Here is a 13,774-nt window from a genome sequence, read left to right as displayed (position 1 = left end):
AGTTAATTTGTGATTGTGGATTTATCCTGTGGATAAACACAAGTTTATCCACAGAAATTGTGGGTAACTATGATGGGTCAGATCAAAGAAAGTGATTCGGCAATTTATTTGATCAAGACGAACAACTCACCATCACTTCAGGAACGTCGCTCGGTAAAGGCGCTAAATCTTTGGCTGTTTCTAAATCCGTTTGTTTGGTAAAGGGATGACTAAGCAATTTAAATAGACGATCAACCTCAGAAAAATCATCACGTTCAGCCTGTTCAATGGCTGTTTGTAGCATATGATTTCTTAAAATATAGACTGGATTGGCCTTTTTCATTTCTGCATCAAGTACATCAATATCTTGCTGCTCACGAATACTGTGATATTGCGTCAAGAAGTTTTCAAATTGAAAGCGATCTAGGCAATCATCTTTAATAGCTTCGTATTCTTTATTCTGTAAGCGAAGAAAACTGTCGGTATAGTCGAGTTGCTCACTTTGTAGAATTCTTAAAAATGCCATACCACAATCAAAACTATCTTTATGGAAGGCAGGTAGTCCAAGTTTTTGGCATAACCCATGGGTATAATGTTCTAGAAAGGTCGGTTCAAAATGCTCTAAACATTCGACGAGGTCTTGCTTAAATTGTTCTTTATTTTCTGCTTGTGCCAGTGGAATTAAATTGTTTAACCAATTCCATAAGTTCCAATGTGCAATACTCGGTTGGTTTTGGTAGGTATAACGGCCATTGTAATCACTATGATTGTTGATCCAATTGGGACGGAAACGCTCCATAAAACCATAAGGGCCAAAATCAAGGGTAGAACCTGTAATATTGAGATTATCCGTATTCATAACTCCATGCGCAAAACCTACCAATTGCCATTTTGCGATCATGACAGCGGTGTTTTGGATCACTTGCGTTGCAAATGCTAAAACAGTGTCTTCAAACTTTTGCTGTTCAGCACTCAAACATTGTGGATAGTGCCATTCAATACATTTTTGGGTAAATTCAGAGAGTAACTCAGGCTGATATTGATTGATCCATTCAAAATGCCCTAAACGGATGTGGCAATCCGAAGTGCGTAACATCATTGCACCAAGTTCAAGTTTTTCTCGTTGTACGCCTTGGGTTGAAGAAGTAAAGCCTACGGAATTGCTTGAAGCAACCCCCAGTGCATTGAGTGCGTGACCCGCTAGATATTCACGAATTACAGAGCGTAATACAGCACGTCCGTCTCCCATACGAGAGTATGGGGTTGAGCCTGCACCTTTTAAATGTAGGTCAATGGTTTGACCTTGTCGATTTAAAATTTGCGCTATCAATAGGCCACGCCCATCACCCAATTGACCTGCCCATTGTCCAAATTGATGCCCTGCATAAACCATGGCAAGGGGATGAAATTCAGCAAAGGTTTTTTGTCCGCTACAAATCTCGACCCATTGGGCTTTTTCATCTTCAGACCATTGTAATTCATCCGCAAGCGCAGCATTAAAATGCCCAGGCTTTGCACCTTTCAGTGGACTAGGCATTTGCTCATGATAGAGCTTTGAATCGAGAGATGGATAACGTGGGGCAAATTGCATAGCGATCGGTCACAATGGTTTCACTTGTCCCTCTCAATATAGCAAAGTTTTAAGCTGTTGAGATAATGTCGACTGTTTTAGTCGACAATAAATAGCTTTGCACCAAATGCGGTAGAAGAACGATGCGCTTCAGCTTGATCTGCAACTTGATAACTCATCCCTGCTTTTAAAGTAAAGGTACGCCCATCATCAAGTTCAGTGTGTAACTCACCTTCCAAGCAAAACAGGATATGACCTTTTAAACACCAGTGGTCAGCCAAATAATCGACAGAATATTCGACCATTCGCACTCGAATATTGTCAAATTGCTGTGTGCGCCAAAGTGCAAAGCCTTGCTCACCCTCATGGCGCGTTGTTGGAACTTCTGCCCAGTTGGTAATGCCAAAGGGGATGTTATTAATTTGCATATTATTTTCTCTCAATATTCTCAGTATGAATGTCTGTAAAAAATGGATAAAAGAAAAGCCCCTTTCGGAGCTTTGCTTTTGATGTGTATTGAGAATTAAGAAACAACGTTCTTTTTGATTCCACGCATCAATGTTTCTAAACGTTCACGATGGAAAGCAAGTTTCTGTTCGACCAATTGGAAATCAACTTTGAGTTTGACATCCATTTGGTGGATCTTCTCAGCAACAGATGCTTTTTTCGCTTGTAGCTCTTGTTCTTTTAACGCAGCCCAATCATTTAATGTATTGGTGAATGCTTCATATTCTTGCGATACTTTTTGTTTCATCGCGATAATATCTGCATTGACGTTATGACCATAAATCGCTAAATCCTGTTCAGCATATTTAAATCTCATCGCCAATTCCGCTTTTTTGATATTGAAGCTTGGGATACGACGTAGGTTCTTGGCTAAACCGATTTTAGAGCACGACCAAATCAACCATTTTGTTGGATCATATTGCCACCATTTCACCCCATTACGATAATCGTATTGGAAAATATGGTGATAGTTATGATAACCCTCGCCCCATGTTGCAATGGCAAGAACAAAGTTATCACGTGCAGTATTTTCGTCAGTATAAGGACGTTTGCCCCACATATGGCAGAGTGAGTTGATAAAGAATGTTACATGATGGCTAATGATTAAGCGGAGTAAACCACCTAAGAGTAATACGCCCCACATGTCTCCTACAGCCCAACCCAGTGGAACTAAAATCGCAGCATGTACAGCAATCACAAGTGGAACATAATACTTGTCTTGGAACATAACCACTTTGTCATTCAACAAATCAGGTGCATTTTTATAATTTGATTCAGCAGCAGGATAATTACGTAACATCCAGCCAATATGAGCGTACCAAAAACCATTGTTAATCGAATACGGATCTTGATCTACATCATCCACATGGCGGTGATGTGTACGGTGACCAGAAGCCCAGAACAAAATACTGTTTTGAACAGCAAAAGTTCCCATGATCATCAAAATGATTTTAAGTGGTAAAGTCGCTTCGTATGCACGATGTGCCCACAAGCGATGATAACCTGCAGTAATACCTAAACTACTGAGACCGAGTAAAACGAATAAACTAATCCAAGCTGCCGCACTAAAATCATGGTGGTAGGCATATAAAGGGATTGCAATTACTGCCACAAGGGGTAAAAACACCAAGGCAAAAACACCGATCCAATTTATTGGGGCTTTGGGTAGGGGAGCATTCATCTCCAACAGCACTCCTAAGAACCTTAATCAGGTAAAGTTAAACGCATAGCTTCAGCATTTTTCTAGGCTATACTTTCACAGATATTATCATGGGCGAACATGTGTTCACTAGTATTAGTGTACATCTGTATTGTATAAAACAGTAACAGAATAAAACATGAATTCTAGCGGTTTGATCGAAAAAAATGAATGGTTAAAACGTCGTATTTAAATGTCAAAATAGTGTAAGAATTTTTCTGCCTTATCCAATTTGATTTTTAGGGGGTTAGACAATTGATTCTCAAGTTAAATTTTAATTTTGGGACTCTCTAAAGTTCAAAATAAAATTCTACTTTATTGTGTTATTAAGGGCGTTTGAGTTATTGAATTTGTGCTAAGGCAAGCTGCATCATTTTGGGGAAATCAGTAATTAATCCATTGATCCCCAAATCTCTTAAATGCTTAGCGCGCTCAATATCATTGACGGTCCAAACACTGATGTCCAAACCTGCACGCTGAGTTGCTTGAATGAGCTCATCTGTTGCCAATTGATTCATCCATCCAATCTGGCAGCATCCCAGTTGTAATGCCTGTTCGATCGCACGTTGTTGGATGTCATCTTCAATCAGTAGACCACGTTTAAAACTTGAGTTTTGCTGTTGTAATGCTTGATGTATTTTTAAATCAAAACTGGTAATCACTGCGACATTTTCAAAACCTCGCAGTTGTTTTTGTAATTCGATGATGAGTTTTTCAGCGTGTTGCAATGTTTCTACAGCTTTCACTTCAACTTCAATATGCTCAAAGTCCTGCATAATCTTTAGGCTTTGGCTTAAGGTTGGGGTAATTTGTTTTTCCCAATCCATCCAGATATTGGCTTGGTTATAGGCCGCTAATTCAGCGCTGTTTAAATCATACAGTGCTTGATCTATTCCAGTTGTTCTTAAAAAATTATCATCATGCATGATAATGAGTTCATCATCTTTTAATTGTCGAACATCGAATTCAACTGCACGGATACCTAAATCGTGAATATATTGAAATCCAGCTAGGGTATTTTCAGGTGCTTCACCACGCGCGCCACGATGTCCGATAATTCTCATAATGAATTCACGTACTCATTTTCATCTGTCTAGTAATCGTTTAAGTCTTACTTTTAGCAATAACTTGACTTTATCATACTGTTAAAAATTTACTTTTAGACAGTGATTTATCGTTAAATCGTGTCATTGATGTTCTTTTGCCAAAGCACCTCACTGCCACCTTCTGCACGTTGTAAGCTACGTGAAGCAACAAAAAACCAGTCGGATAATCGGTTAATTAATTGTAGAGCAGTTGCTTGAATATTTTGATCACGACTGTGTACAGTCATTAAGCTACGTTCTGCTCGACGACATACAGCACGTGCTTGATGTGCATAACTACATGCTAATGTTCCTGAAGGTAGAATAAAGTCCTTAAGCATTGGTAAGTCTTCATTCATTTTGTCGATTTCTTTTTCAAGAAATTCAACACAAACAGGTTGGAGCAAGTTGTAGTTAGGAATACAGACTTCACCACCCAAATCAAATAGCCAGTGTTGAATCAAGCTCAGTGATTTATCCCAATGGGCTTTATCGACGATGTTACTCATTGAAATTTGCGAACGTAATACACCAACAATAGAATTTAGTTCGTCTACATCACCGAGAGCGGTAATACGTAAGTCATCTTTCGATACGCGAGAACCATCTCCTAATCCTGTAGTACCTGAATCGCCTGTACGGGTATAAATTTTACTTAAACGATGTCCCATAATTTTGTCCTAGATAAAAATGAAAAGATAAAGAATAAAAAAGGATAATGTCGGTCAAAACATTATCCATAAACTGCGCTGTTTTAGATATTTTTTTGGGTATCGCTTTTAGTAGCGGAAAGTTACCCCAACTGAAGCTTGGCGGCCACTGTTGATATACCAATCTTGTGCTGGATAATTATTGAATACTTCACGATACTCAACATCACCTACATTTTGAATGTTGGTAAAGACTTTAACATTTTGCGTTGCATTCCAATAAGCATTTAAGTCCACAGTTGCATAACCTGGAACGCGAGTTTTATTCGCAGCATCTGCATATGCTTTAGCACGTGCAATTAATGAAGCACTGATACCATAAGTTGAATTTTCTAAACCTGTGGTTAAAGTGAGTGTTTGGCGAGGACGATAGGCAATTTCATTACCATCTTTGCCATTCTCTGTCTTCACATAAGCATATGCGGTAGAGAGGAACAGGTCATCTTGATGCCATTTAACTTCTGCTTCACCGCCAGTAAATTTAGCTTTATCAACATTTTCATTACCAGCAGGGTAATTGAAAATAATCAAGTTTTTAATTTTGGTATGGTATGCAGAAAGATTTGTACTAATATTTGAGGTTAAATCGTAGTCAAAGCCAAGTTCATAAGAGGTACTCTCTTCAGGCTCTAATTTTTCATTACCACCCCATTGTGAATATAGTTCATTTAAGGTTGGTGCACGGAAAGCACTTCCGATATTGGCATATACACTTGCATTAGGTAAGAAATGATAACGTACTGCACCTTGTCCTACAGTGTGAGTACCAAAACGTTCATTATCTTCTACACGAATACCAGCTTGGGTGTCAAACAACTCATTTTTGAATTGGTGTTGTAAATAGTAACCTGTGCTATTCACACTTTGATCATTTTTCAAGATGGTATTACTTTTATAATTCGCATCATTATATGTTGCACCAACCAAGACATTTTGATTTGGTGTGAATTTCCATTTTAAGTTTAAATCACCTTGGTTGTTTTCAGTATTGTAGTGAGATGCATAAGCTGGAACATTCTGTTTATCTTGAACATTTGCATACTGCGCATTCAAAATTAAATCAGGCAAAATATTATAAGCAACTTTGGCATTGATCACACGGTTTTCAAATTCGCGTGGTGCAGTATTGACAATATAGTCATTACTAAAAATATTTGTGCCTTTATTTTCACTAATCGAAGCATATACATCAACTAGGTTTTCTTGTGAATAACCAAATTTGGCATTGTAGCCTTTTTGGTCATAGCTTGCTTTTTCATTTTTAGGTTGGCTTTCAAAGATACGTGTTCCATCGCTTTCTAAACGTTGACCACCGACCTGTGCATAGAAGCCTTGATCCGTCACTAAATTTGCTTTGGCAATCGCTTTATAAGTATTGTTTTCACCATAAATACCGGTCACTTCCGCACCAGATTTTACAGGTTTTTTTGAAATAAGTTGAACAACACCGCCAATTGCATCACTACCATACTGAACAGATGCAGGACCTTTCAAAATTTCAATTTGTTGAACGTCTGTTGTATCTAGAAAAGCAGGATATAGAGGGCCTAATTCATTTTGGCTATTTAAGCGAGCGCCATCTTTTAAAACTAATGTATGTACAGCTTTCGTACCACGAAGTGCAATTTCTGAAACTTGCCCAATACCACCACTTTGCTTAATGTAAACAGAGGGATCACGTTGGATAATATCAGAGACATTGAGTAAAGGATTTTGTTCAATTGTCTTTTGTTCAATAACTGTGAGTCGAACTGGGACATTCTTAAGGTTTTCTTCTGAACGAGTGGCTGTCACAACAATTGGTGACAATGATGCTGTCGAATCAGAAGTCAGATTTTGATTTTCTGCAAAAGCAGTAGAAGATAACCCCATCGCAATAGCGACAGCACCTACAAGTGCAGTAGGTTTAAAAATAACAGACATGATATGCTCCATACATTCACTCCCCGTGAATGATTGAGTTTAAGGGCACAACAAGCTGGTATCCGGACTTAAATATAGAACCTAAAGCGATTCAGATTATTCCACCTTCCCACAAAACATTGCAGTGGTGTAAGTCTTTTGACTTATTAAAGAATAATATTTTCATTTTACCGTTGCGGGGGCAGTGTTGGATTTCCACCAACTTCCCAAAGCCTTAAGCTAGACTTGTTGCATTTGTGTGCAGTATAAAGTTTGTTTAGTGTATAAACAATGTAAAACAGATAATCCTATAGAACTTTAACGCAAGTGAATAAATTTGCTTTACAATGATTTGCTTAAAATACTGAAAAAATCAGTTTGATCTGAACAAATTCGAGTTCAAAGCTATGCGTACCCGTGCCAAAATTTGTGGGATTACACGACCACAGGATATTCAAGCTGCTGTACAAGCAGGTGTGGATGCGATTGGTTTTGTGTTTTATGAACCTAGTCCACGTTATGTCACGATTGAATTGGCTCAGCAATTGGCACAACTTATTCCACCGTATATCAACATTGTTGGATTATTTGTCAATGCTAGCGCACAAGACATTGCACAAGTATTAGAACACGTGCCTTTGGATATTATTCAGTTTCATGGTGATGAAACTGCACAACAATGTCAGCAGATCGCACAGTATAATAAGCGCCGTTGGTACAAAGCGATTCAGATTAAACCTGATGCAAATAATTCAGATATTATTACGACAATTCAGCAATACCAACAGGCTGGCGCGAGTGCTATGCTTTTAGATGCATGGCATCCTGAACTAAAAGGAGGGACTGGACACAGTTTTGACTGGTCTCAATTCCCTAAACTCGATATTGCTTTAATTTTGGCAGGTGGTTTAAAACCTGAAAATATTGAAGACGCTATACAAACGACTCAAGCGTATGCAGTCGATGTCAGCGGAGGCGTAGAATCCGCAAAAGGTATCAAAGACCAACAACTCGTAGAACGATTTATGCAAGGAGTCCAACGTGGATCAGCAAAGTAATCAACAAAATAGTGTGATTGACTATACCCAATTCCCAGATCAAAACGGGCATTTCGGTATCCATGGCGGACGTTTTGTGTCAGAAACTTTAATGGCAGCTTTAGAGGATTTAGAGAAACTCTATTTCCGTATGAAAGATGATGCGCAGTTTCTGGCAGAATTCGACCGTGATCTCGCTTATTATGTCGGACGTCCTAGTCCGCTTTACTTTGCTGAGCGATGGTCGAAAGAGTTGGGTGGTGCGCAAATTTATCTTAAACGTGAAGACTTAAATCATACAGGCTCACATAAGGTCAATAACACCATTGGTCAGGCGCTACTTGCGAAGCTTTCTGGCAAAAAACGTATTATTGCGGAAACGGGTGCAGGTCAACATGGTGTGGCAACTGCAACAATTGCCGCGCGTTTAGGTCTTGAGTGTGTGGTATTCATGGGTGCTGAAGACGTAAAACGTCAGGCCATGAATGTCTACCGTATGCGCTTGCTTGGTGCAACAGTTGTACCTGTAGAAAGTGGTTCTAAAACATTAAAAGATGCCATGAACGAAGCGATGCGTGATTGGGTAACCAATGTAGATTCGACTTACTACGTGATTGGTACAGTTGCAGGTCCGCACCCATATCCACAATTGGTACGTGATTTCCAATCGATCATTGGTCGTGAAGCACGTAAACAAATTCAAGAGCAAGCAGGTCGTTTACCAGATGCTTTGGTTGCATGTGTCGGCGGTGGTTCAAATGCAATGGGCTTGTTCTATCCATTCTTAAATGATCAAGACGTCAAAATGTACGGTGTTGAAGCCGCAGGTTTAGGCATTGAAACAGGTAAACATTCAGCACCATTAAATGCAGGTCATGTTGGTGTTTTACATGGCAACCGTACTTATTTAATGTCAGATGAGCAAGGTCAGATTATTGAAACACATTCAATCTCAGCAGGCTTGGATTATCCTGGTGTGGGTCCTGAACATAGTTTCCTAAAAGACATGCATCGTGTGAATTATGTGCCAATTAATGATACAGAAGCACTTCAAGGCTTCCGTGATTTGACTCATATTGAAGGGATTATTCCTGCATTGGAAAGTTCACATGCAATGGCCTATGTGACTAAACTTGCGCCAACAATGTCGAAGGATCAAATTATTATTGCGACGGTATCGGGTCGTGGTGATAAAGATTTAATGACTGTTGCACGTATTGATGGTGTTGAAATGGTTGAGATGTAATTCATCTCACTCGATTAATTTAAAAGCCTCTTTTATAGAGGCTTTTTTATTTCTGGATTAGACAGGATCATGGGGAAACTCTACAAAAAGCACATGGAAATCATGAGCTAAATTACCCAAAATTTAATGAAAATAATCGGTTAATTTTTTTATATGCATTTTTTACAACGGGTTCGAGCTGAATCTTTTCCTGAAAAAATTGTCTGGGGATGGAAAGACACATTTGCGATTTGTATTATCCCTTTAATTGTTTTAAATGGCTTTATTTTAGAAAAAATATTTGGAATCTCGATAGCTGTTAGTCTGGGTGATACCATTTTAAGAGGCGTGCTGTTTATTTTAGTGTGCTACTTATATAAGGATATGTTGCTTACGCATTGGCAAAAGTATAAACAGGCCTTTTGGCGCTCAAGTGTCTTGGTGGTGGTTGGTGCAATCGTGTTACAAGTGGTGATCTCACTGACACGTCAGCTTTTACCCCTCGGGCCGAGTACACAAGAAAAAGACCTGATTGACCCTGAACATATTCCTTTTCTCAGTCTGTTGATCATTAGCTTGGGTCCGTTATTTACTGCGCTTTTAGAAGATATTGTGTTTCGCTATACTTTATTGCAAAAGTTATTTATCCAACCGTGGTTATGGCGCATTGTACTGATTATATTGAACTCTATATTATTTGGTTTGATCCATTATCATAATTTTGATGGAAATTTAATCGCGACAATCAGCTTTATGAGTGCAGGTTTATTTTTAAATCTGATCTATTTGTGGACACGCAATATTTGGCATGTATTACTCATTCATTTTTTGAACAATGCCGTATTATCTGTGGGTGGGATTTTATTATTAAAACTTGTTCAAACATTAACTTAGTGACTGAATATGTCTAGTTTATTTATCGTTATGTTGGGTGGCCGTCATGCACGTGCCAATGTTGAAGTTCATGATGTGGTTCTTGCCGTAGGCGATTCGCTTGAAGAGGTTTATCCTCAATTAAAAAATGCGTGGTTTGGTGAGCAACAGGGTTTACACATCGACGCATGGCAAAAATTACAGGCTTTAGTGTTTGAAAATAAGAAATATCAAATACATTTTACTGATGCGCAACCGAATGCATCAGATCAGAAGCTTTGGCTGATTAATTTAGGCGGCTATGATGCAAATGAGTTTGGTGAGTTACACCGTTATATCCTGATTGTTGCTCAAGATGCGATTGAAGCGAAAGCCAAGGGTAAGCAGCATTTTGCAGGGCATTGGCAAAAACCACACACTGATCGAGTTTTAGAGGTCGATGATTGTCTGGCGATAGATCAGGTATATGGCCGTTATGTGCAATTGGTTGAAGTAGATTTGAATGCTGATTTTCATGCAGAGCTTGACCAAAGTGTTTGGGAGAATACCTATTTGTCCATCTGAGTTGTCATCGCTTGATCTGCTTAAAAAGGGCGCTGTATTGCAGCCTTAAAAGATTAAGCGGATCTTAATTTTAAAAAATTGACATCAATCATTGCATTGCTCTCTCATAATCTAGTCATTGAAACAACAGAATCTTCGCAATGTTTTCAACAAGTTTGCATAGACTAAAAACTCAAACAAAACACTGCGGAGTGTGATCAATGAGCGGTTTATTAGACGAGTTAGGTAAAATTGCAGGTGCAGTGATTGCTGAGCAAAGTGTCGATAAGTTAGACCCTGATGCTGGCTTTCTAGAAAAAGCAGCTGGCGCATTTGCAGGTTATGAAGCCGCAAAAATTGCCGAAGACAAACTAGAAAATAGTGATGAGCAGCAGAAACCAGAGGATTAATTCAAAATTGGTAAACCCAGCTTTGGGCATTGATCTTAATCAATTCTGTATAAGATAAATAAGCTACAGGGTTGAATAAGTTTAGTATTGAGATGATAGCTGTGATCAAAGAGAGGGCATATTCGATATGCTCTTTTTTATTATCTAAAATAAAGATAAGTAATGAAGAAAAACATCCATAACGTAATAAAAGCATGCTTTGCCTGTAAAGCATTGCCAATTCGATCTTTGCACAATGCTTATCAATAAAACCGCTATAAAATATGGAAAAAAAGCATTTCTTTGATAGATCAATACTCGTTATATTGTGCATCGTTATAATGAAACTACTAGCTGTACGCCATGTATTTATATACTGATTTCGATCAGCAACTGATCAATGAACGTGTTGCACAATTCCGTGATCAAACGGAACGTTATTTAGCTGGAAAACTCACTGAAGATGAGTATCGTCCATTACGATTACAAAATGGTTTATACGTACAGCGTTATGCGCCAATGCTACGTATTGCTGTACCTTACGGTTTAATGAACTCTAAACAATTACGTAAAGTTTCAGAGCTCGCCAAAGAGTATGACCGTGGTTATGCACACGTTTCGACACGTCAGAACATTCAGTTTAACTGGCCTGCGCTAGAAAATGTGCCTGATATGCTAGAAGGTTTAGCTTCAGTTCAGATGCATGCGATTCAAACTTCAGGAAACTGTATCCGTAATACCACAACAGACCAATACGCTGGTGTTGTTGCTGGGGAAATTGCAGATCCACGCCCGACGTGTGAATTGATTCGTCAGTGGTCTACATTCCATCCTGAGTTTGCATTTTTACCACGTAAGTTCAAAATTGCAGTTTCTGCACTTGAAGAAATTGATCGTGCAGCAACTTCATTCCATGACATTGGGGTGTATTTAACTCGTAATGAAGCGGGTGAGTTGGGTTATAAAATCAAAGTGGGTGGTGGTCTAGGCCGTACACCTATCATTGGTTCTATGATTCGTGAGTGGTTGCCACGTGAAGATTTAATTGCTTATTTAGAAGCGGTTCTGCGTGTTTATAACTTGCATGGTCGCCGTGATAATAAATATAAAGCTCGTATTAAAATTTTAGTTAAAGCATTAACACCACAAGTTTTTGCTGAAAAAGTTGAAGCTGAATTTGCTGAAACAATTAAAACATTGAAAGTTCAACCTGAAATTTTGCAAAAATTAGACGAAGAGTTTATGCCGTTTGATTATCAAAATTATGCAGATGAAGATTTCAGTGGCTTATTTGCTGAATATCCAAAGTTTAAACAGTGGTTCAATATCAATACCAATGCACATAAAGTTGCAGGCTATCGTATTGTTACTATTTCACTAAAACGTGCGGGTATTGCACCAGGTGATATGACTGTTGAAGAAATGAATTTGATTGCAGATCTTGCAGACAAATATACATTTGGTGAATTACGGACCACACACGAACAAAATATTTCATTGGTTGATGTACCACAGAAAGATTTGTTTGAATTGTGGCAAACCCTTGAAAAGAATAATCTTGCTCGGGCACATATTGGTTTTATTACCGATATCATTTGCTGCCCAGGTGGTGACTTCTGTTCATTGGCAAATGCGAAATCTATTCCAATTTCTGAAGCCATTACACGTCGTTTTGATGATTTAGATACAGTCTATAATTTGGGTCATATCGACTTAAACATTTCAGGTTGTATGAATGCTTGTGGTCATCACCATGTCGGCAACATCGGCATTTTGGGTGTGGACAAAAAAGGTGCTGAATTCTATCAAATTACCTTAGGTGGAAATGCAGACCATGATGCTTCAATTGGTGATATTTTAGGACCATCATTTGCAGCAGAATCTGTACCTGACATTATTGATGAAATTTTAAATACTTATCTTGATCTTCGTAACGAGGGTGAAGAATTTATTGAAACTTATCGTCGAGTGGGTATTCAACCTTTTAAGGAGCGCGCATATGCTTAATACCGCACTTCAAGTCCTCTCTAAAGATGGCACTGTTGCAGACAATACCTATCAAATCATTGCTGAAGATGGTGTATTGCCACAAGGTGATGTGCTGTTGACTGTTGAGCAGTTGGACCAGCTTGCGAATGTGACGGGGAAAAAAGCACTATTTCTTACCGTAGATGCTTCACCTGAAACCAATGCGTTTCCATTAGATCAGTTAGATGCGATCTTTATTGATTTTGCTGGTTTTAATGATGGTCGTGGTTATTCATTTGCTGCGTTGTTACGTCGCCAAGGCTATACAGGCGATCTTCGTGCAACAGGCGATGTATTTAAAGATGTCTTGAACTATATGAAGCGTTCTGGTTTCGATACTTTTGTTGTAAAAGAAGGTAAAGATATCCATGAGGCAGCAGCAGGTTTAGGTGATTTTACTCACCCTTACCAAGCATCTACAGCTGTACCAAAAGCGCATTATCAAACAGGTGCTTGATTGTTTTAAGTACTGATTTTGAAATGAAAGCCGAACGAAAGTTCGGCTTTTTATTGTTCTCAAGTTAAAGCTGGTGTAGCCATTGCTTATTGTGAATATGATTTCAACGATATAAATTGGTATTCGGCTTTATTTGTATCGTGCCCAAATCAACATTGATTCAACATAACATCATTAGGTCGTAAAACCTTCTCTATTTAAAAGCATTTACCAAAAAATCATCGTTGCATTTTTGCAATGTTGTAGGCTGGAAAAGTCTATATATCTACAG

13 protein-coding genes and 1 riboswitch are annotated in these 13,774 nt (G+C 38.6%); of the genes, 7 read left to right on the top strand and 6 right to left on the bottom strand.

Translation table 11 applies throughout. The features are described 5' to 3' along the window. Positions 1 to 112 precede the first annotated feature (112 nt). From ACZ5QH_RS19835 to ACZ5QH_RS19810, 6 genes are all read right to left on the bottom strand, one after another. The gene (locus ACZ5QH_RS19835; RefSeq protein ID WP_303577383.1) at positions 113 to 1,570 is read right to left on the bottom strand and encodes a protein adenylyltransferase SelO; all 1,458 of its coding nucleotides are present in this window, start codon (positions 1,568 to 1,570) and stop codon (positions 113 to 115) included. Between the two features lie 77 nt (positions 1,571 to 1,647). Then, the gene (locus tag ACZ5QH_RS19830) at positions 1,648 to 1,977 is read right to left on the bottom strand and encodes a DHCW motif cupin fold protein (protein WP_004725953.1); all 330 of its coding nucleotides are present in this window, start codon (positions 1,975 to 1,977) and stop codon (positions 1,648 to 1,650) included. A 95-nt stretch (positions 1,978 to 2,072) separates the two neighbouring features. Then, positions 2,073 to 3,236: an acyl-CoA desaturase gene (locus tag ACZ5QH_RS19825; protein WP_004725954.1), complete on the bottom strand. Its 1,164-nt coding sequence runs from the start codon at positions 3,234 to 3,236 to the stop codon at positions 2,073 to 2,075. Positions 3,237 to 3,595: 359 nt separating this feature from the next. Further along, complete coding sequence (locus ACZ5QH_RS19820) at positions 3,596 to 4,318, bottom strand: glycerophosphodiester phosphodiesterase (protein ID WP_303577382.1); 723 nt, start codon at positions 4,316 to 4,318, stop codon at positions 3,596 to 3,598. A 113-nt stretch (positions 4,319 to 4,431) separates the two neighbouring features. Beyond that, a complete protein-coding gene (locus ACZ5QH_RS19815; protein WP_303577381.1) occupies positions 4,432 to 5,010 on the bottom strand; it encodes a cob(I)yrinic acid a,c-diamide adenosyltransferase in 579 nt (192 codons plus the stop codon). A gap of 108 nt (positions 5,011 to 5,118) precedes the next feature. Beyond that, the gene (locus ACZ5QH_RS19810) at positions 5,119 to 6,984 is read right to left on the bottom strand and encodes a TonB-dependent receptor plug domain-containing protein (RefSeq protein WP_303577380.1); all 1,866 of its coding nucleotides are present in this window, start codon (positions 6,982 to 6,984) and stop codon (positions 5,119 to 5,121) included. Between the two features lie 24 nt (positions 6,985 to 7,008). Continuing rightward, positions 7,009 to 7,216, bottom strand: a riboswitch (cobalamin riboswitch). 142 nt (positions 7,217 to 7,358) lie between these two features. Between ACZ5QH_RS19810 and ACZ5QH_RS19805 the strand changes: the two genes are divergently transcribed. The 7 genes from ACZ5QH_RS19805 (at position 7,359) to ACZ5QH_RS19775 (ending at position 13,503) form a co-directional block, all read left to right on the top strand. Then, the gene (locus tag ACZ5QH_RS19805) at positions 7,359 to 8,009 is read left to right on the top strand and encodes a phosphoribosylanthranilate isomerase (RefSeq protein ID WP_303577379.1); all 651 of its coding nucleotides are present in this window, start codon (positions 7,359 to 7,361) and stop codon (positions 8,007 to 8,009) included. Beyond that, positions 7,993 to 9,234 carry a tryptophan synthase subunit beta gene (gene trpB, locus ACZ5QH_RS19800; protein WP_303577378.1) on the top strand — a complete coding sequence of 414 codons (1,242 nt, stop codon included), beginning with the start codon at positions 7,993 to 7,995 and terminating at the stop codon, positions 9,232 to 9,234. Before ACZ5QH_RS19805 ends, trpB begins: the two co-directional genes overlap by 17 nt. Positions 9,235 to 9,387: 153 nt before the next feature. Further along, a complete protein-coding gene (locus tag ACZ5QH_RS19795; RefSeq protein WP_303577377.1) occupies positions 9,388 to 10,107 on the top strand; it encodes a CPBP family intramembrane glutamic endopeptidase in 720 nt (239 codons plus the stop codon). Between the two features lie 9 nt (positions 10,108 to 10,116). Continuing rightward, positions 10,117 to 10,650: a DUF1543 domain-containing protein gene (locus tag ACZ5QH_RS19790; RefSeq protein WP_303577376.1), complete on the top strand. Its 534-nt coding sequence runs from the start codon at positions 10,117 to 10,119 to the stop codon at positions 10,648 to 10,650. 200 nt (positions 10,651 to 10,850) lie between these two features. Continuing rightward, positions 10,851 to 11,039 carry a hypothetical protein gene (locus ACZ5QH_RS19785; protein ID WP_004817043.1) on the top strand — a complete coding sequence of 63 codons (189 nt, stop codon included), beginning with the start codon at positions 10,851 to 10,853 and terminating at the stop codon, positions 11,037 to 11,039. Between the two features lie 342 nt (positions 11,040 to 11,381). Next, positions 11,382 to 13,025 (top strand): nitrite/sulfite reductase, encoded by a 1,644-nt coding sequence (locus ACZ5QH_RS19780; protein ID WP_004725972.1) that lies wholly within the window; start codon positions 11,382 to 11,384, stop codon positions 13,023 to 13,025. After that, positions 13,018 to 13,503: a DUF934 domain-containing protein gene (locus ACZ5QH_RS19775; protein WP_056512359.1), complete on the top strand. Its 486-nt coding sequence runs from the start codon at positions 13,018 to 13,020 to the stop codon at positions 13,501 to 13,503. The genes ACZ5QH_RS19780 and ACZ5QH_RS19775 overlap by 8 nt, the downstream gene beginning before the upstream one ends. Positions 13,504 to 13,774 lie beyond the last annotated feature (271 nt).

The organism is Acinetobacter sp. Ac8 (genome assembly GCF_055392545.1).
This window is presented reverse-complemented; position numbering and strand designations above follow the sequence as displayed.

What these genes read in the sequence shown, in the direction of transcription:
- ACZ5QH_RS19835 (WP_303577383.1), bottom strand. Translation starts at nt 1,570, where the DNA reads ATGCAATTTGCCCCACGTTATCCATCTCTCGATTCAAAGCTCTATCAT.
- ACZ5QH_RS19805 (WP_303577379.1), top strand. Translation starts at nt 7,359, where the DNA reads ATGCGTACCCGTGCCAAAATTTGTGGGATTACACGACCACAGGATATT.
- ACZ5QH_RS19815 (WP_303577381.1), bottom strand. Translation starts at nt 5,010, where the DNA reads ATGGGACATCGTTTAAGTAAAATTTATACCCGTACAGGCGATTCAGGT.
- ACZ5QH_RS19790 (WP_303577376.1), top strand. Translation starts at nt 10,117, where the DNA reads ATGTCTAGTTTATTTATCGTTATGTTGGGTGGCCGTCATGCACGTGCC.
- ACZ5QH_RS19785 (WP_004817043.1), top strand. Translation starts at nt 10,851, where the DNA reads ATGAGCGGTTTATTAGACGAGTTAGGTAAAATTGCAGGTGCAGTGATT.
- ACZ5QH_RS19820 (WP_303577382.1), bottom strand. Translation starts at nt 4,318, where the DNA reads ATGAGAATTATCGGACATCGTGGCGCGCGTGGTGAAGCACCTGAAAAT.
- ACZ5QH_RS19795 (WP_303577377.1), top strand. Translation starts at nt 9,388, where the DNA reads ATGCATTTTTTACAACGGGTTCGAGCTGAATCTTTTCCTGAAAAAATT.
- ACZ5QH_RS19810 (WP_303577380.1), bottom strand. Translation starts at nt 6,984, where the DNA reads ATGGAGCATATCATGTCTGTTATTTTTAAACCTACTGCACTTGTAGGT.
- ACZ5QH_RS19775 (WP_056512359.1), top strand. Translation starts at nt 13,018, where the DNA reads ATGCTTAATACCGCACTTCAAGTCCTCTCTAAAGATGGCACTGTTGCA.
- ACZ5QH_RS19780 (WP_004725972.1), top strand. Translation starts at nt 11,382, where the DNA reads ATGTATTTATATACTGATTTCGATCAGCAACTGATCAATGAACGTGTT.
- ACZ5QH_RS19830 (WP_004725953.1), bottom strand. Translation starts at nt 1,977, where the DNA reads ATGCAAATTAATAACATCCCCTTTGGCATTACCAACTGGGCAGAAGTT.
- ACZ5QH_RS19825 (WP_004725954.1), bottom strand. Translation starts at nt 3,236, where the DNA reads ATGAATGCTCCCCTACCCAAAGCCCCAATAAATTGGATCGGTGTTTTT.